The 17,480-nt window shown below is 63.0% G+C and carries 20 protein-coding genes; 12 read left to right on the top strand and 8 right to left on the bottom strand.

The features are described 5' to 3' along the window. Positions 1 to 4: 4 nt before the first annotated feature. From gnd to MLB1_RS10670, 4 genes are all read right to left on the bottom strand, one after another. Complete coding sequence (gene gnd, locus MLB1_RS10685; RefSeq protein ID WP_358149055.1) at positions 5 to 928, bottom strand: phosphogluconate dehydrogenase (NAD(+)-dependent, decarboxylating); 924 nt, start codon at positions 926 to 928, stop codon at positions 5 to 7. 19 nt (positions 929 to 947) lie between these two features. Further along, complete coding sequence (gene dnaN, locus MLB1_RS10680) at positions 948 to 2,147, bottom strand: DNA polymerase III subunit beta (RefSeq protein WP_180749578.1); 1,200 nt, start codon at positions 2,145 to 2,147, stop codon at positions 948 to 950. A gap of 683 nt (positions 2,148 to 2,830) precedes the next feature. After that, a complete protein-coding gene (dnaA, locus tag MLB1_RS10675; protein ID WP_180749577.1) occupies positions 2,831 to 4,306 on the bottom strand; it encodes a chromosomal replication initiator protein DnaA in 1,476 nt (491 codons plus the stop codon). Between the two features lie 130 nt (positions 4,307 to 4,436). Beyond that, complete coding sequence (locus tag MLB1_RS10670) at positions 4,437 to 4,832, bottom strand: hypothetical protein (RefSeq protein WP_180749576.1); 396 nt, start codon at positions 4,830 to 4,832, stop codon at positions 4,437 to 4,439. A 73-nt stretch (positions 4,833 to 4,905) separates the two neighbouring features. On the opposite strand from MLB1_RS10670, the gene rpmH reads away from it, so the two are divergent. From rpmH to MLB1_RS10625, 9 genes are all read left to right on the top strand, one after another. Beyond that, positions 4,906 to 5,049, top strand: a complete 144-nt coding sequence (gene rpmH, locus MLB1_RS10665; RefSeq protein ID WP_030097696.1) for a 50S ribosomal protein L34 — start codon at positions 4,906 to 4,908, stop codon at positions 5,047 to 5,049. 24 nt (positions 5,050 to 5,073) lie between these two features. Then, positions 5,074 to 5,457: a ribonuclease P protein component gene (rnpA, locus tag MLB1_RS10660; protein WP_180749575.1), complete on the top strand. Its 384-nt coding sequence runs from the start codon at positions 5,074 to 5,076 to the stop codon at positions 5,455 to 5,457. After that, positions 5,454 to 5,753 carry a membrane protein insertion efficiency factor YidD gene (gene yidD, locus MLB1_RS10655; protein ID WP_180749574.1) on the top strand — a complete coding sequence of 100 codons (300 nt, stop codon included), beginning with the start codon at positions 5,454 to 5,456 and terminating at the stop codon, positions 5,751 to 5,753. The genes rnpA and yidD overlap by 4 nt, the downstream gene beginning before the upstream one ends. Continuing rightward, on the top strand, positions 5,746 to 6,846 hold the full coding sequence (gene yidC / locus MLB1_RS10650) for a membrane protein insertase YidC (protein WP_180749573.1): 1,101 nt from the start codon (positions 5,746 to 5,748) through the stop codon (positions 6,844 to 6,846). The genes yidD and yidC overlap by 8 nt, the downstream gene beginning before the upstream one ends. 42 nt (positions 6,847 to 6,888) lie before the next feature. After that, positions 6,889 to 7,470, top strand: coding sequence for a R3H domain-containing nucleic acid-binding protein (locus MLB1_RS10645; RefSeq protein WP_180749572.1), 582 nt, complete (start codon positions 6,889 to 6,891; stop codon positions 7,468 to 7,470). Positions 7,471 to 7,519: 49 nt separating this feature from the next. After that, positions 7,520 to 8,233, top strand: a complete 714-nt coding sequence (gene rsmG / locus MLB1_RS10640; protein ID WP_180749571.1) for a 16S rRNA (guanine(527)-N(7))-methyltransferase RsmG — start codon at positions 7,520 to 7,522, stop codon at positions 8,231 to 8,233. 124 nt (positions 8,234 to 8,357) lie between these two features. Then, a complete protein-coding gene (locus MLB1_RS10635; protein WP_180749830.1) occupies positions 8,358 to 9,215 on the top strand; it encodes a ParA family protein in 858 nt (285 codons plus the stop codon). A 52-nt stretch (positions 9,216 to 9,267) separates the two neighbouring features. Further along, positions 9,268 to 10,248 (top strand): ParB/RepB/Spo0J family partition protein, encoded by a 981-nt coding sequence (locus MLB1_RS10630; RefSeq protein WP_180749570.1) that lies wholly within the window; start codon positions 9,268 to 9,270, stop codon positions 10,246 to 10,248. A gap of 265 nt (positions 10,249 to 10,513) precedes the next feature. Beyond that, positions 10,514 to 11,263, top strand: coding sequence for an acetyltransferase (locus tag MLB1_RS10625; RefSeq protein WP_180749569.1), 750 nt, complete (start codon positions 10,514 to 10,516; stop codon positions 11,261 to 11,263). Here the strand turns inward: MLB1_RS10625 and MLB1_RS10620 are convergent. After that, positions 11,260 to 11,922: a TetR/AcrR family transcriptional regulator gene (locus tag MLB1_RS10620; protein ID WP_180749568.1), complete on the bottom strand. Its 663-nt coding sequence runs from the start codon at positions 11,920 to 11,922 to the stop codon at positions 11,260 to 11,262. The two genes, MLB1_RS10625 and MLB1_RS10620, sit on opposite strands and share 4 nt — an antisense overlap. 143 nt (positions 11,923 to 12,065) lie before the next feature. Here MLB1_RS10620 and MLB1_RS10615 point away from each other — a divergent pair, with 143 nt between their 5' ends. The 3 genes from MLB1_RS10615 to MLB1_RS10605 all read left to right on the top strand — a co-directional run bounded on the left by MLB1_RS10615 (position 12,066) and on the right by MLB1_RS10605 (position 14,777). Continuing rightward, positions 12,066 to 12,911 carry a hypothetical protein gene (locus MLB1_RS10615; RefSeq protein ID WP_180749567.1) on the top strand — a complete coding sequence of 282 codons (846 nt, stop codon included), beginning with the start codon at positions 12,066 to 12,068 and terminating at the stop codon, positions 12,909 to 12,911. Positions 12,912 to 13,074: 163 nt separating this feature from the next. Continuing rightward, positions 13,075 to 14,550: a cytochrome P450 gene (locus tag MLB1_RS10610; protein WP_180749829.1), complete on the top strand. Its 1,476-nt coding sequence runs from the start codon at positions 13,075 to 13,077 to the stop codon at positions 14,548 to 14,550. A gap of 2 nt (positions 14,551 to 14,552) precedes the next feature. After that, complete coding sequence (locus MLB1_RS10605; protein WP_358148958.1) at positions 14,553 to 14,777, top strand: ferredoxin; 225 nt, start codon at positions 14,553 to 14,555, stop codon at positions 14,775 to 14,777. Here MLB1_RS10605 and MLB1_RS10600 read toward each other — a convergent pair. The 3 genes from MLB1_RS10600 to trxB all read right to left on the bottom strand — a co-directional run bounded on the left by MLB1_RS10600 (position 14,774) and on the right by trxB (position 17,456). Beyond that, the gene (locus MLB1_RS10600) at positions 14,774 to 15,961 is read right to left on the bottom strand and encodes an N-acetylmuramoyl-L-alanine amidase (RefSeq protein ID WP_180749566.1); all 1,188 of its coding nucleotides are present in this window, start codon (positions 15,959 to 15,961) and stop codon (positions 14,774 to 14,776) included. The two genes, MLB1_RS10605 and MLB1_RS10600, sit on opposite strands and share 4 nt — an antisense overlap. A 147-nt stretch (positions 15,962 to 16,108) precedes the next feature. Further along, a complete protein-coding gene (gene trxA / locus MLB1_RS10595; RefSeq protein WP_180749565.1) occupies positions 16,109 to 16,438 on the bottom strand; it encodes a thioredoxin in 330 nt (109 codons plus the stop codon). A 28-nt stretch (positions 16,439 to 16,466) separates the two neighbouring features. Beyond that, positions 16,467 to 17,456, bottom strand: coding sequence for a thioredoxin-disulfide reductase (gene trxB / locus MLB1_RS10590; protein ID WP_180749564.1), 990 nt, complete (start codon positions 17,454 to 17,456; stop codon positions 16,467 to 16,469). Positions 17,457 to 17,480 lie beyond the last annotated feature (24 nt).

Here is a 17,480-nt window from a genome sequence, read left to right as displayed (position 1 = left end):
TGCCTTAGCCAGAGAGACCGACGCGTTTGACCGCGTGGCCACCGAACTGGTTACGCAGCGCTGAGACGGCCTTCATCGCGGGCGAATCCTCTTGCCGAGACGCAAACCGTGCGAACAACGAGGCCGCGATAACCGGCACCGGCACCCGGTGGTTGATGGCCTCTTCAACAGTCCAGCGGCCCTCACCGGAATCCTCGGTGTACCCGGAGATCGCATCCAATCCCGGGTCTTCCTTCAATGCCTTGGCCAACAGGTCCAACAGCCATGAGCGCACCACTGTGCCCTTGGTCCAGGCCTGTAGCACTGCCTGCACATCGGTGATCAACGGTTCTGCCGCCAGCAGCTCGTAGCCCTCGGCGTAGGCATGCATGAGGCCGTACTCGATCCCGTTGTGGATCATTTTCGCGTAGTGACCGGCTCCCACCGGACCGGCGTGCACGAAGCCGTCAGCCTGGTCGCCCTCGGGACGCAGCGTGTCGAATATCGGCATCGCGCGCGCCACATCCGCGTCACTACCTCCGACCATCAGACCGTAGCCGTTGTCCTTGCCCCACACCCCTCCGGAGACGCCCGCGTCGATATAGCCGATTCCCTTGGCCGCCAACAGATCTGCGTTCGGCTGATCTTCGGTGAACCGCGAATTGCCGCCATCGATCACCAGGTCGCCTTCCGAAAGCTCCGCGGCGAGTTCTGCGATCGTCTGCTGGGTAACCGGTCCCGACGGCACCATTACCCACACCACTCGAGGCGCGTCCAACGCCTGTGCCAACGCGTTGAGCGACGCCACATCGGTGACCTCGGGACGCGGGTCGTATCCGATCACCTCATGCCCGCCGGCGCGTAGCCGGTCGCGCATATTGAAACCCATCTTGCCCAACCCGATCAAACCCAGCTGCATGACCCATAACCTCCGATGACCAGTCCGTATGCCATTAGGGACGCCCGCCCTAGCCGGGCAGACGCACTGGCATCAATAGATAGACATACTCAGTTTGCGCCGCCGTGAACGGCCCGGGACCTTCTGGCGAGCTTTGATCGTCATCTGCCGGCCGCAGCACTGCGGGACGACTGGGCGTGGTGAATCCAAACGTCACTCGATTCGAGTGCAGCGATCCCAGCCCATCCGTCAGGTAGGTCGGGTTGAAGGCGATGGTCAGCGGTTCTCCGACGAACTCCACCTCCAGCTCTTCTTCGGCCCGACCCACATCGTCAGCACCGGCAGACAGCCGTAGCAGCCCGGGCTCGAACTCCAAACGGATCTGCGCGCCTCGATCGGCAACCAGCGCAACACGTTTGATGGCCTCTACCAGTTCCGCGATCGCGATCGTCGCCAACGCGGTATGCTCGGTAGGCAACAGCTGGCGGAACTTGGGGAACTCCGCATCCAGCAGACGGGTGGTGCTGCGCTTACCGCCGCTAACAACCCCGAGCAGCCCCTCAGATCCGATGGACGAACCGGCTCCCAGCGCGAGCTGCACATCCGAACCACTGGACGCCGACTTCGCAGCCTCCGACAGGGTCTTGGCCGGCACCAGCACGGCAGCATTGGCCTCACTGGATCCCGACGTCCACTTCAGCTCGCGCACCGCCAGCCGGAACCGATCGGTTGCGGCCAAAACCACTGTGTCACCGCTAATTTCGACACGAATACCGGTCAGCATCGGCAGCGTGTCATCCTTGCCCGCTGCCACCGCGACCTGGCCGATAGCCTCCGCGAACACATCGGCGGGCAGAGCACCAGTCTCATCAGGTAGCGAGGGCAAGGCCGGGTAGTCCTCGACCGGCATGCTCGGCAACGAGAACTTCGCGCTTCCACAGCTGATCAGCAGACGCGTGCCTTCCAGCGCCACGTCTACCGGCTTGTTGGGTAACGACCGGGTGATATCCGAAAGCAGTCGACCCGAGACCAGCGCACTACCGGCCGCGGCGACCTCGGCCGGCACCTGCACCTGTGCGGAAACCTCGTAATCGAAGCCGGACAGCCTCAAACCGGTTTCATGCGCAGTCAGCAGCACACCTGCCAGCACCGGAACCGTCGGCCTGGAGGGCAGGCTCCGAGCGACCCAAGCCACCGAATCGGCGAAGTCGTCGCGCGCAACCCTGAACTTCAGGCTGGTGTCTGTGGCAGTGGGGCTCGCAAGATCCATGGATACCCTTTGCTTCCTCGTTGTCCAGGTCGAACTGTCTCCACACGAAAAATCTGTGATAGCCATCGTGGCACGACCGGGTGACAGCTTTGACAGCGCATCCGGCTGCCATCCGGTACTGACCGGGGCGCCGTGTACAAGTCCTGTCACTCGGGGTGGGAAGTCGTCAGGCCATGCGACTTCCGAAGCACAACCGTAGATGCTTTCGACGCATCGGGAAAGCCGTTCTGTTCCGTTTCGTCCATCGCCGGGTTACCGGCCAGATGGTCGGTGTTGAAGCGTCCATCCACACAGCTGCTTTTAAAGAGGAAGATTAGATAGAGATTTAAGCAGTAGTAGTAGGTCCTGTGGAATCTGTGGACAGACAAGTGTTGTCGCACGATAACGCGGCATCCGGGTTGTCAGCGGATTGTGGATTCAGAGGCAGTTGGCAGCGCGCGGATGTGGACGCCATGTCATTCGTTCAGCAACTCCCAGCCGATCGCAGGTTTACCCGATGGCAGTCCACAGTCCTGTGCACAGCCACCACTGTTGTGGATGTGACGTATGAGCCCCACGAGGTGACAGAAATTCGTTGAGAAAAATCTCGAAAAGTCTTGAAACACGAGTGCGTTGAGGGCCCGAAGCAGTGTTTCGAGACGAAAAAACCCGGCCACGGGGGCCGGGTTTGGTTCGGAATCAGGTCAGTGTCGGGAGCGCTGACGGATCCGCGCGGTGAGCTCTTTGACGTGATCGAAAACCTCACGCCTCTGTGCCATTTCGCCGCGCACCTTCTTGTCGGCGTACATGACGGTGGTGTGGTCGCGCCCGAAGGTCTGCCCGATCTTGGGTAGGGATAGATCGGTGAGCTCGCGACAGAGGTACATGGCAATCTGGCGGGCCTGTGCGAGAGCCCGCGTCTTGCCGGGGCCACGAAGCTCCTCGAGGCTGGTGTCGAAGTACTCGGCGGTTACCGCCATGATCGTGGCAGCGCTGATCTGGATGGAGTTGGAGTCGGGGATGAGGTCGCGCAACACGATCTCGGCCAAGGACAACTCGATGGGGGATTTGTTCAGCGATGCGAACGCGGTCACACGTATCAGAGCGCCCTCGAGCTCGCGAATATTGCGTTCGATCCGGCTCGCGATGAGCTCCAGCACGTCGTCGGGGACATCGAGGCGGTCCATCTGCGCCTTCTTGCGCAGGATGGCGATCCGGGTCTCCAGCTCAGGGGGCTGAACGTCGGTGATGAGGCCCCATTCGAAGCGGGTACGCAGCCGGTCTTCGAGGGTGGCCAGCCCCTTGGGCGGCCGGTCAGAAGAGATCACGATCTGTTTGTTGGCGTTGTGCAGGGTGTTGAAGGTATGGAAGAACTCTTCCTGGATACCTTCCTTACCCTCGATGAACTGGATGTCGTCTACCAGGAGTACATCGATGTCGCGGTAGCTGCGTTTGAACGCGACCCTGCGGTCATCGCGCAAAGAGTTGATGAAGTCGTTGGTGAATTCTTCGGTGGACACGTACTTGACGCGCATACCGGGGAACAGCCGCTGTGCGTAGTTTCCGGCGGCGTGCAGCAGATGCGTCTTGCCTAGCCCGGATTCACCCCAGATGAACAACGGGTTGTACGCCCGGGCGGGCGCTTCGGAGACTGCTACCGCCGCCGCGTGGGAGAACCGGTTGGATGCGCCGATGACGAACGACTCGAAGGTGTACCGCGAGTTGAGGCTCGTGTCAGGGGTCTCGGCCTTGTCGGCGCCACCGGGACGATTGATGAAGTACGAAGGCCACGATTCGTGTGCACTAGCAAGCGCCTCGGTGGTCTCGTCGACCTCGTCGACCTCGAGTTCGAGGGCCGGCCCGGCGACGTCTGAATCTTCGCCAGGAGGTGGCGCTGCGATCCGCACACCCAACTCGACATTTTCGCCCAGCCGCCTGGAAAGCGCCTCTACGATCGGCCCGCGCAGGTGCCGTTCGATCTCGTTTTGCACGAAACTGGACGGCACCGAAAGCAGTGCGAAGCCCTCAGCCATGGTGAGTGGTTTAACCAGAGTCAGCCAGGCGCGCTGTTGCGGCGTTAATGGCGGGAAACTCGACAGGTATTGGCTGTCGTCACCGTTGAGCTCGGCGACGACGGTATTCCATACCGCCGTGAACTGGGAATTCAGTTCGTCAGTCAACGGCGGGCATCTCTCTGGCTGGAAGGGACACGTCGACACTAGCCCCTTTTCAACGATGGATCGCGGGTTTCCACACGGTTATCCACACCTGTGGACAACAAAGCCGACCACCCTATGGTGGTCAGTGCGCTCATACCAGGAGATCGCTGCGGATCACCTGTTCCGGGGGACCGGCTAGTCGGTGTTCGACCGCGATCGGCATCGGCCACCGGGGGTGGTTCCGATGCATTCGCCCGGCAGAAATGGCATTCGCAGAAGCTAACAGTTTTTGTTCCGCCCCGCCAACTGATCGGGAGACATCGGTGACAACTCTCGTAAAGCTGACAGACTCGTGTGCCCAGGGGATACGGATGTGGCGTTTGTGATCAGTTTGACCGGCGTCGAGCAGGTCAGTACCCTCAAACAGTCGCCCGAACGTTGGCGGCACGGCCGCGACCCGCACGTCATCAGGGATGAAACCCAGGATTCCGTAGGTACCGCGCCGGTGGCGAGTGAGAAGTACCAACGGACTGATACGTCTCAGCACATCGCATGCGTCGTGAATGAACGGCGTGGGTGATCCCGGCTGAGAACGTGAAGGACATGAAGGAGTAGTTGCGGTGGCAAAGGGCAAGCGGACCTTCCAGCCAAACAATCGGCGTCGCGCGCGTACCCACGGTTTTCGGTTGCGCATGCGCACCCGCGCCGGGCGCGCGATCATTGCGGTCCGGCGTCGTAAGGGCCGCAAGGAACTGACCGCCTGAGTTTCGGGCGCAGGTAGGTAGTCGGTGTTACCGACTCGACACCGGATGACGAAATCATCCGAATTCCGGCAGACCGTCAAGCGTGGCGCTCGAAGTGCCCACGCGGACTTGGTGATTCACCTGCAGCGTGGTTGTGCGGGCTCCGAGTGTGGGCAGGTCGAAGGCCCTAAAGTCGGTCTGATCGTCGGGAAGTCGGTCGGTGGAGCGGTAGTGCGTCACCGGGTATCGCGCCGACTTCGGCATGTTGCCGCGGAAATACTTCCCAGGCTTGAGCCGGTGGATCGAATGGTGATCAGGGCGCTGCCCAGCAGTGGAACCGCACTATCGGCGAGCCTGCGTCAGCAATTGCGTGACGGGATCGATCGGTCTGCACGACCACAGGAACCCGTACAGAAGCGGCAACGATGAAAAGCCGCCCGGCCAGGGCTGTGATCTTTCTGATCCGTCTGTATCAGACCTGGATCTCCCCGACACGATTGCCGAGTTGCCGATTTATGCCGACCTGTAGCCAGTACGCGGTGGAGGCGCTGAGTGTGCACGGCCTGATTCGCGGCAGCTGGTTGGCGACGATCCGCCTACTGAAGTGTGGTCCGTGGCACCACGGTGGATGGGATCCGATTCCCGACCGTCATACGAAGCATGGGGGCCCAGTTGTTCGGGGCCGAGAGCACGTGAGCGTGCAGAGGAGCACAGCGGATGTTTGATTGGTTCAGCCTCGGGTTCGTCTACTACCCGGTCTCGGCGATCATGTGGGTTTGGTACAAGCTGTTTGCGTACCTGCTGGGGCCCAAGAACTTCTTCGCGTGGGCGCTGTCGGTGATGTTCCTGGTGTTCACCCTGCGCGCGATTCTGTACAAGCCGTTCGTGCGGCAGATCCGGACGACTCGGCAGATGCAGGAGCTGCAGCCACAAATCAAGGCCCTGCAGAAGAAGTACAAGAACGATCGCCAGCGCATGGCGTTGGAGATGCAGAAGCTGCAGCGTGAACACGGCTTCAACCCGATCTTGGGTTGCTTGCCGATGCTGGCGCAGATTCCGGTGTTCCTGGGGCTGTTCCATGTGCTGCGTTCGTTCAACCGAACTACCGGCGGCTTCGGACAAGTACATATGTCGGTGGAGGCGAACCGCGCCACCGGTAACTACATTTTCAGCGCGGGCGACGTCGCCAACTTCCTGGACGCCAATCTGTTCGGTGCGCCGCTGGGCGCGACCATGATTCAGACGACGGGTCTGGACGCGTTCACCGAATTCAATAGGTGGGCCGTGGCCGGTGTCGCGGTGCCGTTGATGGTCCTGGCCGGTGTCGCCACCTACTTCAACAGCCGGGCATCAATAGCGCGTCAGAGCCCGGAGGCACAGGCGAACCCGCAGACCCAGATCATGAACCGGTTGGCGTTGTACGTCTTTCCGCTGGGCGTGGTGGTCGGCGGACCGTTCCTGCCGCTCGCGATCATCCTGTACTGGGTGGCGAACAACATTTGGACGTTCGGGCAGCAGCACTACGTCTTCAACGCGATCGCCAAGGAAGAAGAAGAGAAGAAGCAGGCGGATCTGGAACGGCGAGCAGCCAACGCCCCGAAGCCGGGAGCCAAACCGGCGCGTGGTGGGAAGAACCAGCCGACCAAACAAACAGACGAGTCCGAGAACGACACAGACGACCCTGTAAGTACCGCGGGGTCCGATGGAACGGACGAGGACACCGGGGGACAGGCTTCCCCGAATTCGACAAATGGATCAGGCGCGACCAGCCGCACCCCGAAGCCGGGTGCCCGGCCGGACCGTCGCCGCAAGCGCTAACCGCCCGCGTTCCTGCACGGGCGTGACAGAGGGAGAAGAACGATGACCGATCTCGATACGCAGGCCGAAGAGACCACGGCCGAAGAGACCACGGTGGAGGCTGCCACCGAGCCGGACACCGAGCCGGATGCCGAGCTGGACACTGAGCCGCGCGGCAGTCTCGAAGAGCGTCTGGTTGCCGAGGGCGAGGTCGCCGGCGACTATCTGGAAGAGCTCCTGGATCTCCTCGACTTCGATGGCGACATCGATCTGGATGTCGAAGGGGACCGCGCGATCGTCAGCGTCGATGGCGGCAGTGATCTGACCAAGCTCGTTGGCCGCAAGGGCGAGGTGCTGGACGCGTTGCAGGAACTGACCCGGCTGGCTGTCCAGCAGAAGACCGGTGAGCGCAGCCGTCTGATGTTGGACGTCGCCAACTGGCGTGGCCGCCGCCGCGATGAGTTGGCGACGTTGGGCACGAAGATCGCCAAGCAGGTGCTGGAGTCGGGGGAGCGCGAGGAGCTCTCTCCGATGACTCCGTTCGAGCGCAAGATCGTGCACGACGCGGTCGCCGCGATCGATGGTGTGCACAGCGAGAGCGAGGGCGTGGAGCCGTCGCGTCGCGTCGTCATCCTGCACGACTGACCGCACTTAAATCTCACCCATGTAATTCAGCGGCCGCGCTCCGGGAGGAATGTTTCACGTGAAACACGGCGAGACTCTCCCGGTGCCGGAGGCTGCGGCAAAAGTCTTCGGCGACCGCCTCCCTGTCGCGGTGGAGTACGTCGACGCGCTGGCCACCATCGGTGTGGAGCGGGGCCTGATCGGACCCCGTGAAGCCGACCGATTATGGGAGCGCCACATTCTCAACAGCGCCGTCTTGGGGGAGCTGCTCGAGCCCGCGGAGCGCGTGATCGATATCGGGAGCGGCGCGGGTCTTCCGGGCATCCCGTTGGGCATCGCGCGCCCCGACGTAGGTATAGCTCTCGTCGAGCCGATGCTGCGCCGGACCGACTTCCTCCGTGAAATGATTGAGCGGCTCGGGCTGACCAACGTGTCGGTTGTACGCGGCCGGGCGGAGGAGCCGAGTGTTATCGCGGCGGTCGGTGAAGCGGACGCGGCGACGTCCCGGGCGGTCGCGGCATTGGACAAGATCGGCCGCTGGTCTCTTCCCTTGGTGCGGATCGGCGGACGCATGTTGGCGATCAAAGGCGATCGCGCCGATGAAGAAGTGCGGCAGTACGGAAGTGCGCTGAGCCTGCTCGGCGCTGACGATGTGAGGGTGGTGCAGTGTGGCACGCGGTACCTCGATCCGCCCACCACGGTGGTGGTCGCGCGGCGGAAAGAATGCGACGGAGACCGTCGGCGGGGAGACACCCGCGGCGGTCCGCGAAAGCGGAGCCGGTGAGCATCCGATCAAGGAGACGACTGTGAGTAGCGACAAGCACGGACCGCCAGATGTTTCACGTGAAACCGGCGCACCGGGAGACGGTCGCCGATCACCCGCGGAGTTCAAAGAGTCGGACACCCCGATCGGTGCCGCTGCTCAACGCGCCACCCAAATCAAGCAGGGATCGGTCCGACTCCCGAAGCCGGCGCAGCGCCGGATGCTGACGATCGCCAACCAGAAGGGTGGCGTCGGAAAGACCACCACCGCGGTGAACCTGGCCGCTGCGATGGCGCTGCAGGGGCTCAACGTTCTGGTGATCGACCTCGATCCACAGGGCAACGCGAGCACCGCATTGGGCGCCGACCACCGCGCGGGCACCCCGTCCTCGTACGAGGTGCTCCTCGGGGAGATCTCGATCCAAGAAGCAATCCAGACCAGCCCGCAGAGCGAGCACCTCTTCTGTGTCCCGGCGACGATCGACCTCGCCGGCGCCGAGATTGAGTTGGTATCGATGGTCGCCCGCGAAGGACGGTTGCGCACCGCAATCGCCGGCCTTCCCGCCGACACTTTCGACTTCGTCTTCATCGACTGCCCGCCGTCGTTGGGTCTGCTGACGGTTAATGCACTCGTCGCCACCAATGAGGTGCTGATCCCCATCCAGTGCGAGTACTACGCACTGGAGGGTGTGGGTCAGCTGCTGCGCAATATCGAACTCGTCCAAGCACACCTGAATCCGGCCCTGCATGTGTCGACGATTCTGCTCACCATGTACGACGCCAGGACCAAGCTCGCCGATCAGGTGGCAGACGAGGTGCGCAACCACTTCGGTCCGAAGGTGCTTGGCTCGGTCATCCCGCGCAGCGTCAAGGTGTCCGAGGCCCCCGGGTACGGGACCAGCGTCCTGGATTACGACCCGGGTTCGCGTGGTGCGCTGAGCTATCTGGATGCCGCACGTGAGCTCGCGCAGCGGCCAGGACCGTCGGCGAGTGGTCCCCAATGAGCCGGTTGCGGTACGGGAAGATAGTCGCATGCGTGACGAGGAGAGGTAACCGATGAGCCAGTCGCCACCACGGCGTAAGGGCGGACTCGGCCGGGGTCTGGCATCGCTGATTCCCACGGCACCGACGGACGGCTCGCCCACACCTGCGGGTCCAGGGCTGGGTGCCGCGGCGGCCGATGTCGTCATCGGCGGTGGTTCGGCGGCCGCAGTTGCGCCGACGGTCGATATCGGCGCGGTGTACCGCGAGATTCCGGTGACTGCCATCAAGCCCAACCCCAAGCAGCCTCGCCAGGTGTTCGACGAGGAGGCCCTCGCCGAGCTGGTCCACTCCATCCGTGAGTTCGGCGTGATGCAGCCGATCGTGGTGCGCACGGCGGAGGGTGGTGACTACCAGCTCGTCATGGGGGAGCGGCGGTGGCGCGCCACCCAGGCAGCGGGTCTGGAGACCATCCCGGCGATCGTCCGGGAGACGGCAGACGACAACCTGCTTCGCGATGCGCTGCTGGAGAACATCCACCGGGCACAGCTGAACCCCTTGGAAGAGGCGGCAGCCTACCAACAGCTTCTCGAAGAGTTCGACGTGACGCATGAGGAGCTGGCCTCCCGGATCGGTCGTTCGCGACCGGTGATCTCGAACATGATCCGCCTGCTGCGTCTTCCCATCGCGGTGCAGCGGCGGGTCGCGGCAGGCGTGCTGTCGGCCGGACACGCGCGCGCGCTGCTCGCCCTGGATGGTGGGGCCGAGGCGCAGGAGGAGCTGGCGGCTCGGATCGTGGCCGAGGGGATGTCGGTGCGTGCCGCCGAGGAGGCGGTGACGCTGGCGAACCGCAGCGATGCTGTCAAACCGGCACCGCGGCGCAAGCCGATCCAGATGCCCGGCCTCCAGGATGTCGCCGAGCGGCTGTCGGGTACCTTCGACACCCGCGTGACGGTGAGCCTGGGCAAGCGCAAGGGCAAGATTGTCGTCGAGTTCGGTTCGGTCGAGGATTTGCAGCGAATTGTCGAGATGATGTCCGGCGAAGCAACGTCCTAGCCCACAGGGGAGAAACGTCACAGTGACGTGTAACCCGTTTCAATCTCGTTCGGAAGCATGCCAGTCACGAAAATGGTTGGTAGGTAAGAGCTTTCAGTTCTGCGAGGCAATGATGTGCTCGGCTGTCGTCGGCGCGGCGGACACGGGCCCTCGCGATGCGGCTGCCGGGTGCCAAACGAGAAATTTCGCTTATCCTTGAAGGGTTGCCGGACGCACGATGCGTACCGCGCACCATGGTGACCGGACGTGGAGGCGTGCAAGACCAGTGTCGGCTCGGATCGTTCCCTTGCGGCTCGATGGTTTCGAGCAGCTGCCCAAGCACGCCCGGCGGTGTGTCTTCTGGGAGGTGGACCCCGCTACCGTCGGGGATCGTCAGCACCTATCGGACCCCGAGTTCGAGAAGGAAGCGTGGCTGTCGATGGTCATGCTCGAGTGGGGGTCGTGCGGTCAGCTCGCGGTGACCGGTCCACAGACCCGACCCACCACCGCGGGGTACGCGTTCTACGCTCCACCCGGTGTGGTGCCGCGCGCCCGGTTGTTCCCGACGGCACCAGTCAGTGCGGACGCGATCCTGTTGACCTCCCTCGGGGTGGAGCCGGGGCACGAATCAGACGGCTTGCCGCACAGCATTATCGCCAGCGTGGTGACCGAGTTGGTGCGCCGTGGTGTGCGCGCGTTGGAAGCGTTCGGTCGTACCAGCGAGGCGTTGGAATTATGCGGGGGATCGGTGCCGGATCCTCTTCGCCCGGGAGGTTTATCGACGGTCAGGCATTCGGAAGCAGCGGATGTATTGGGGGAGTGCACCATCGAGCAGTGCATGATCGATGTGAACTTCTTGAAAGACGTGGGTTTCACGGTCGTGGCACCGCATCAGCACTTCCCGAGGCTACGCATGGAGCTCGATAGCGGGATCGGCTGGAAGGCCGAGGTGGAGGCGGCGTTGGAGCGACTGCTGGAGTCCGTTCACGTGCCACAACCGGCCGGGGCAGGCCCCGTGGTGGGCGCCGGGCTCTAGCCGTCGAGTGGCTGTGCCGAGACGGCGATCCCCCGGCAGACGAGATCGGCGGTTGCACGCACTCTTGAGGCAAGGATCGCCTGATCAGGGTCGTGCCCGTAGCGGGCGAGCAGGCCCAGCGGAATACCCACCACCGAATCCGCAACAGCTTCGACGTCGATATCCTGCCTGACGTATCCGGAAGCGATCCCATCGCGTAGTAGAGCAGCGAGAACTGAAGCGCCGGTGTCAAATACGCGGCAGAACTGATCGGTCATCTCTTTGTCCACCGCGGCGCCCTGCTGCAGCAGCAAGCGCGATAGGCGGGGGTCCTCCACCACCAGATCGATGTACGCAAGCCCGAGATTCACTGCGAAATCATGGAATTCGTCTAACGACGTGATTTGACCGGGCACGGTCTGAGCGAGTGTTTCGATGGTGCGCTGTGTGGCGTGCTGGACCGCGTGTTCGAGGATATCTCGCTTGTTCGCGAAGTATCGATAGAACATCGAGTGACCGGTGCCGAGCCGTTCCGCGATGTGCGCAATCGAGGTCTGGTGGTAGCCGCGCTCGGAAAACTCGGCGAGGGCGGCATCGACAACCTCTTCTTTGACGAGTTCACTGCGCCGAGCGCGCTGCCGATCTGCCATCCGGATCGGCGGTCCCGATGGGTCCACCATGCGGCCGAGGATAGCCGATCGAAGCGCTCTCGTGCCACCCATGTCGTTGTACGGAATGGTTTGTCTTGAAATGATTGACATGTTCCCAAACAAGACATTAGTGTCCGGAGCAACTTCTTTACGGCGGCGAAAGGACACTCGGGATGACACGGCTGAGCACAGGCACGGAATGGGGGCCGCCACCGGTCATTCATGGTGAGCCCTGGTGGGCCTGGATGGTGGTCGCCGTACTCGTTGTGTGCCTGGTGATTTCGCTTGTTTGGGTCGGGTGGATGACGCTGCGCAAGCACGAGGACGCGTTGATGTACTGGCTGGTCATGCTCAGCGGGGTGACGATTCTGCCGTACTTCGTTGAGCCGTGGCTCGACATCATCGGTGCCACGACATACATGACCAATGTTCTGCCCTACGTCACCATCGCGGACCGGCCGCTGCCGATCTTCGTCCCGCTGGTGTGGGTGGGCACGGCACCGACCGCACTGGTGGTGTACGAGATGATCAAAAGGGGATGGGCCGCCCGAACGCTCATCGTGTTCGCGTTGGTATTCGGGATCTTCGAGTGCATCGGTGAGATGGTCAACAGCCACTTCGGCGTGATGAAGTACTACAGCAATAACGCGTTGGTCCTCGGCGTGCCGCTGCCCAGCCTCGTGCAAAACGGCGGATTCCTGGTCATGATCGCCTGGGTGCTTGTCGTGATACGACCGCACATGCGGGGATACCGTTGGGCCGCTATCCCTTTTGTTGCGCCCGGTGCTTATCTCGCGTACACCATCATCTGTACGCTGCCCAACTACTTCGCGATCCATTTGGGGCTGGCACCGGTGCCGTCGTGGGGGCTGGCCCTTCTTTCCACGGCACTCAATCTGCTGGCCGTCGTCATCGTCGCGTACTCGCCCACGTGTCAACGCTTTCGGGACGAGGTCGGCGCCAAGGTGCTGGGACCGGCGCGTACCGCAGCCGCCAGACAGCCCGTACCTGCAGCGTAATCGGAACCTCCGGAAAGGAGACTGAATGAGTACCTCGCAGCCATCGCTTGCCGAGTCACGTGACGGAGCCTGTCCGATTGCGCCCGCGGTTTCGCAAAGCCACAGTTCGGCAGCAGATCTCAGCCTGCCTCGCCAGCTGGCGGGGCAGTGGGGGCCCCTGCCGATGAATCCAACAGTGCGCGAGGTCAACGAAACTGCCAGGGCACAGGGAAGATTCGCGTCCTTGCGGCACGATCCGTTGTGGATCACCCGCGGATCGATTCCACTGGCCTCCAGCGTGGTCCGCGGCGTGGGGAGTCCGACGCTCACCCCGCCCGGGCCCGTCGGTCTGCCCATCGTGGGCAGCGTCCTGGAGATGCGGCGCGAACCATTCGAATTCTTCCGGCGCTGCTCCCAAGAATTCGGTGATATCTATCGCGTGCCGTTCCCGGTGGGCGGCAGCATCATCGTGGTGAATCATCCGGACTACGCGAGCCAAGTGATGGACGATCCCGTCGGCCGGTACAGCATGATCGGTCCCGGCCAGGCGGCGATGGGATTGATCGGAGCGGCGATTCCGATGTTGGAGGGGGAGAAGTTCCGCCAGCGTCGCCGGATGCTTATGCCGATGTTCGGGCGGCGTCACTTGGCCCGGGTGGCCGAGGTTATCGCCGACGAGTTCGTCAGACGAATCGACGGGTGGTCGCAGTGGGCGAACACCGGTGGGGTGGTGGACCTGCAGCACGCCATCGCGCAGGTCACCTTGCCGGCGTTCTTGCGGGCGATGTTCTCGTCGTCGATCACCGCGCAGGAAATCCACGAAACCGATGTTGATCTGCGGACGTTCATGTCCTTGATGGCGTCGGTGACGATGATGAGTCCGTTGCCCAGGCTGATTCCCATGCCCGGGCGGGACACCGCGCCCCGGTCGATGTGGAGACTGCGCCGACTGACTCGGAAGCTGATCAAAGAGCGCCGCAGGAATCCCGTCGACACGCCAGACCTGTTGAGTCTCTTGCTGGAGGCCACCTACGACGACGGAAGTCCTTTGTCGGAACGGGATCTCAGCATGGAGTTGATGATTCTGATGGCGGGCGGATACGAGACGGTGGTGGCGTCGTTGTCCTGGACGCTCGCACTGCTACTGTCGCACCCCGATCACCTCCAGCGTCTCTACACAGAGGTGGACTTGTTGGAAGGCGCCGTCCCGACACCGGAGGATCTGCCCAAATTGGCTTGGGCGAAGGCGTGTTTCGATGAGGGACAACGGTTGCAGGGCCACCCGCTCAATCCGCGGTTCGCGATGGAAGACGATGTTATTGGCGGGTACTTCATCCCGCAGTACACGATCGTCGGCCCATCGCTCTACTCGATACATCGCGATCCACGGTGGTGGGCGGACCCGGACGCCTACGATCCGAACCGATTTATGGATGAGGCCTTGGCCAAGAGCCGGCCAAGGTTGGCATTCATGCCCTTCGGATCGGGTAGGCACCACTGTCTCGGTACGGGCATGGCCTATATGAACGCGCAGTTCCTGTTGTCGATCATCTTTCAGCGGTACCGACTTACCTTGCCGGGGGGCTGGAAACCTAAGCATCACTTCAACTTCTCGGTGACTATCGACGGCGGTCTGCCTGTCACATTGACGAGGGCGTGACCGTGGGCAGCTCAGACGGCGAGCGGTTCACGATCACCGTCGATCAGGATCTGTGTATGGGTTCGGGGTATTGCATTGTGCAGCATCCGGGTCTGTTCGGTGCGGATGCCGACGGCATCGCGATGCCACTCATCACAGGGGCGCTACTGGAGGATCAAGTAGTGGAAGCCGCCGACGCGGCGCATATCTGCCCCGCGAGCGCCATCGAGGTGCTGCGCGGAGACTAGCTGCCTGCGGAAAGTTCGTGGGCCAGCAGCTCATCGAAAGTGAATGTGCCGGTGGGCCTGTCGTTCTTGCCGAGCAGGTATACGCGTTTCACCGCGGCCAGTATCGATTCGGCCACCATATCGCGATAGTGTGCGCCGCTGAGGATGGAGACGTCGTTCGGTGAGGTGATGTAGCCGATATCCACCTGCACGGTGGGCATCCGGGTAAGGCGCAGCAGGTCCCATGTGCGACCGTGTGTACGGCAGTCGCGTAACCCGGTCCGCGCCACCACTTCTCGTTGAATGAAGTCGGCCAGCATGTGGCCGATGGTGGATACCGAACCGTGCAGGTTGCCAAAGTGATAGGAGGCCACGCCGCTGGCGACCACGGCAGGCTGCGAGTCGAAGCGCAGGCTGATCATCAGGTCTGCACCCACGTTGTTGGCGTAGGTGGCGCGCTCGATATCGGTGGGGTTGTTCTGGATGGCACGCGAGATGTAGGTCTCCATCCCGATCGCGGTCATCCGCCCTTCGAGGCGGCTCGCCAAGTCCCACAACATATCTGCTTCACTCGTGGGGCCCTCGCGGCCCGGCACGATGCGGCCGTGGTCGCCCCCGCCAAGGCCGGGATCGATCACGATGCGCTTACCCGACAGTTGCGGGCCGGCGTTGCGGACGTGCTCGGTCTCGCGGATCGCGTGCGCGGAACCACCGGTGACGTGGCGGCCCAACAGTTCAAAGGAGCGCAGCGTCTCGGGTCCGCAGATACCGTCGGCAGTCATCCCGTACTCCCGCTGGTACGACATGAGCGAGTTGTAGGTCTGCAGTCCGAAGTTCCCGTCCACCAGGCCGGTGTAGAACCCGAGATCCTGGAGGCGCTTTTGCAGGGTGGCGACGTCATCGCCGTACATGGGCGCCGAGAACTGGTGGAAGAGCGTGCGCGCCCCGAGTCGGTAGGAGGCTTCTTTGAGGGTGCGGTAGGTCGCGGGACCGACGACACCGTCGACGAGCAGGCCACGGCGCTGCTGGAACGCCCGAACGGCGTCGTGCAGCGTCGCGTCGAAATGGTCCACCACGACCAGTGGACCGGTCGCCAGGACTTCGTCGGGGTCCGCCAGGAATCCGAGCGCCAAAAGGACCTCGCGGACCTCAGTGACAGCCGGGCCTCGATCGCCGTGGCGAATGTTCGACGCGCCTGTCGTCATACTCAGCCTTTCGCAGCCGTTCGCAAGGAATCCGCACTGCCACCGACCCGGGCTACAGCTGTCCGTCATCGGGACCGCAATATTGTCTCAGATGCCTAGGCGATGGGCGAAACTCCTGTGCCCTTCAACCGGTGCGAGTCGAGCCGGTTAGACGACCCCGTCCAGTTCGCGCAGCAACGCGGACTTGCTCTTGGCGCCGACAATCCGCTTGGTTGCCTCACCATTTTGGAACAGGATCAGCGTGGGGATCGAGGTGACCTGGAACGCGCGGGCGGTATCCGGGTTGGCGTCCACGTCGAGCTTGGCGACAGTGAGTGCTTCGCCATGCTCCTTGGCAATCTCCTCCAGTACGGGGGCCACCATCTTGCAGGGCCCGCACCAGGTCGCCCAGAAATCCACAAGCACCGGCTTATTGCTGGAGACGACGTCCTCCTGGAACGAGTCGTCGGTGACCGTCACGGTCGCGTGGTCGCTCATGATTCTCCTTTGATCAGTGATTACGAGGCTAGGCTTCGACGAGGGTCTGGGAATGCGCCGTCTCGGCGAGCCACCGTTCGGCGTCAATGGCTGCAGCACAACCGCTTCCGGCAGCAGTAACCGCCTGCCGATAGGTCCGGTCTACGAGGTCTCCGGCGGCGAACACGCCCTCCAGCGAGGTGAATGTGCTGCGGTCTCGCACTAGCACGTACCCGTCGGGATCGACGTCGACGGCGTCGCGCACGAGTTCGCTGCGCGGGTCATGACCGACGGCGACGAACATCCCGGTGACGGGCAGTTGTGAAGACTCACCGGTGAGCGCGTTCTCCAGTTTGAGCCCGGTGACCGAGTCGGTGCCCTCGACCCCGGCGATCTTGGTGTTGGTGAGGACGGTGATCTTGGGGTCCGTGTAGGCGCGTTCCAGCATGATCTTGGAGGCGCGGAATTCCTCGCGGCGGTGGATAAGTGTCACGCTGCGGGCAAATCGGGTGAGGAAGGTGGCCTCTTCCATCGCGGAGTCGCCGCCGCCGATGACCGCGATGTCCTGATCCCTGAAGAAGAAGCCGTCACAGGTGGCGCAGGAGCTCACGCCACGGCCCAACAGGGTGTCCTCGCCGGGTACGCCGAGGTACCGCGGTGCGGCACCCATGGCCAGGATGACGGCCCGCGAACGGTAAACCTCGTCACCCACGGTGACGCTCTTGACGGGACCTCGCAGGGAGACCTCGTCGACGTCCTCGGTGCGCAGGTCGGCACCGAACCGGATGGCCTGTTCACGCATCTGGTCCATGAGGTCCGGGCCCATGATCCCCTCGCGGAACCCGGGGTAGTTCTCGACCTCGGTGGTGGTCATCAGTGCTCCGCCGAACTGGGTGCCCTCGAACACGATCGGTTTCAGCTGGGCGCGGGCCGCGTAGACGGCAGCGGTGTACCCAGCGGGTCCCGAGCCGATGATGATGAGCTCGTGGACGTCCGATTCGGTCTCGGTCGACGTAGCCGACGGTGCAACCCCTGCCATGCGGTTCCCTTCTGATTCCGATCT

The organism is Mycobacteroides sp. LB1 (assembly GCF_013449725.1).
Lineage (GTDB): Bacteria > Actinomycetota > Actinomycetes > Mycobacteriales > Mycobacteriaceae > Mycobacterium.
The sequence above is the reverse complement of the archived record's forward strand: the minus strand, read 5'-3'. Positions and strand labels throughout refer to the sequence as shown.

Bases quoted from the DNA above. Each gene is read 5' to 3' on its own strand.
- dnaN (WP_180749578.1), bottom strand. From the start codon at position 2,147: ATGGATCTTGCGAGCCCCACTGCCACAGACACCAGCCTGAAGTTCAGG.
- yidD (WP_180749574.1), top strand. From the start codon at position 5,454: ATGAAAAGCCGCCCGGCCAGGGCTGTGATCTTTCTGATCCGTCTGTAT.
- trxB (WP_180749564.1), bottom strand. From the start codon at position 17,456: ATGGCAGGGGTTGCACCGTCGGCTACGTCGACCGAGACCGAATCGGAC.
- MLB1_RS10610 (WP_180749829.1), top strand. From the start codon at position 13,075: ATGAATCCAACAGTGCGCGAGGTCAACGAAACTGCCAGGGCACAGGGA.
- MLB1_RS10600 (WP_180749566.1), bottom strand. From the start codon at position 15,961: ATGACGACAGGCGCGTCGAACATTCGCCACGGCGATCGAGGCCCGGCT.
- yidC (WP_180749573.1), top strand. From the start codon at position 5,746: ATGTTTGATTGGTTCAGCCTCGGGTTCGTCTACTACCCGGTCTCGGCG.
- MLB1_RS10645 (WP_180749572.1), top strand. From the start codon at position 6,889: ATGACCGATCTCGATACGCAGGCCGAAGAGACCACGGCCGAAGAGACC.
- rsmG (WP_180749571.1), top strand. From the start codon at position 7,520: ATGTTTCACGTGAAACACGGCGAGACTCTCCCGGTGCCGGAGGCTGCG.
- MLB1_RS10620 (WP_180749568.1), bottom strand. From the start codon at position 11,922: ATGGTGGACCCATCGGGACCGCCGATCCGGATGGCAGATCGGCAGCGC.
- MLB1_RS10630 (WP_180749570.1), top strand. From the start codon at position 9,268: ATGAGCCAGTCGCCACCACGGCGTAAGGGCGGACTCGGCCGGGGTCTG.
- trxA (WP_180749565.1), bottom strand. From the start codon at position 16,438: ATGAGCGACCACGCGACCGTGACGGTCACCGACGACTCGTTCCAGGAG.
- MLB1_RS10615 (WP_180749567.1), top strand. From the start codon at position 12,066: ATGACACGGCTGAGCACAGGCACGGAATGGGGGCCGCCACCGGTCATT.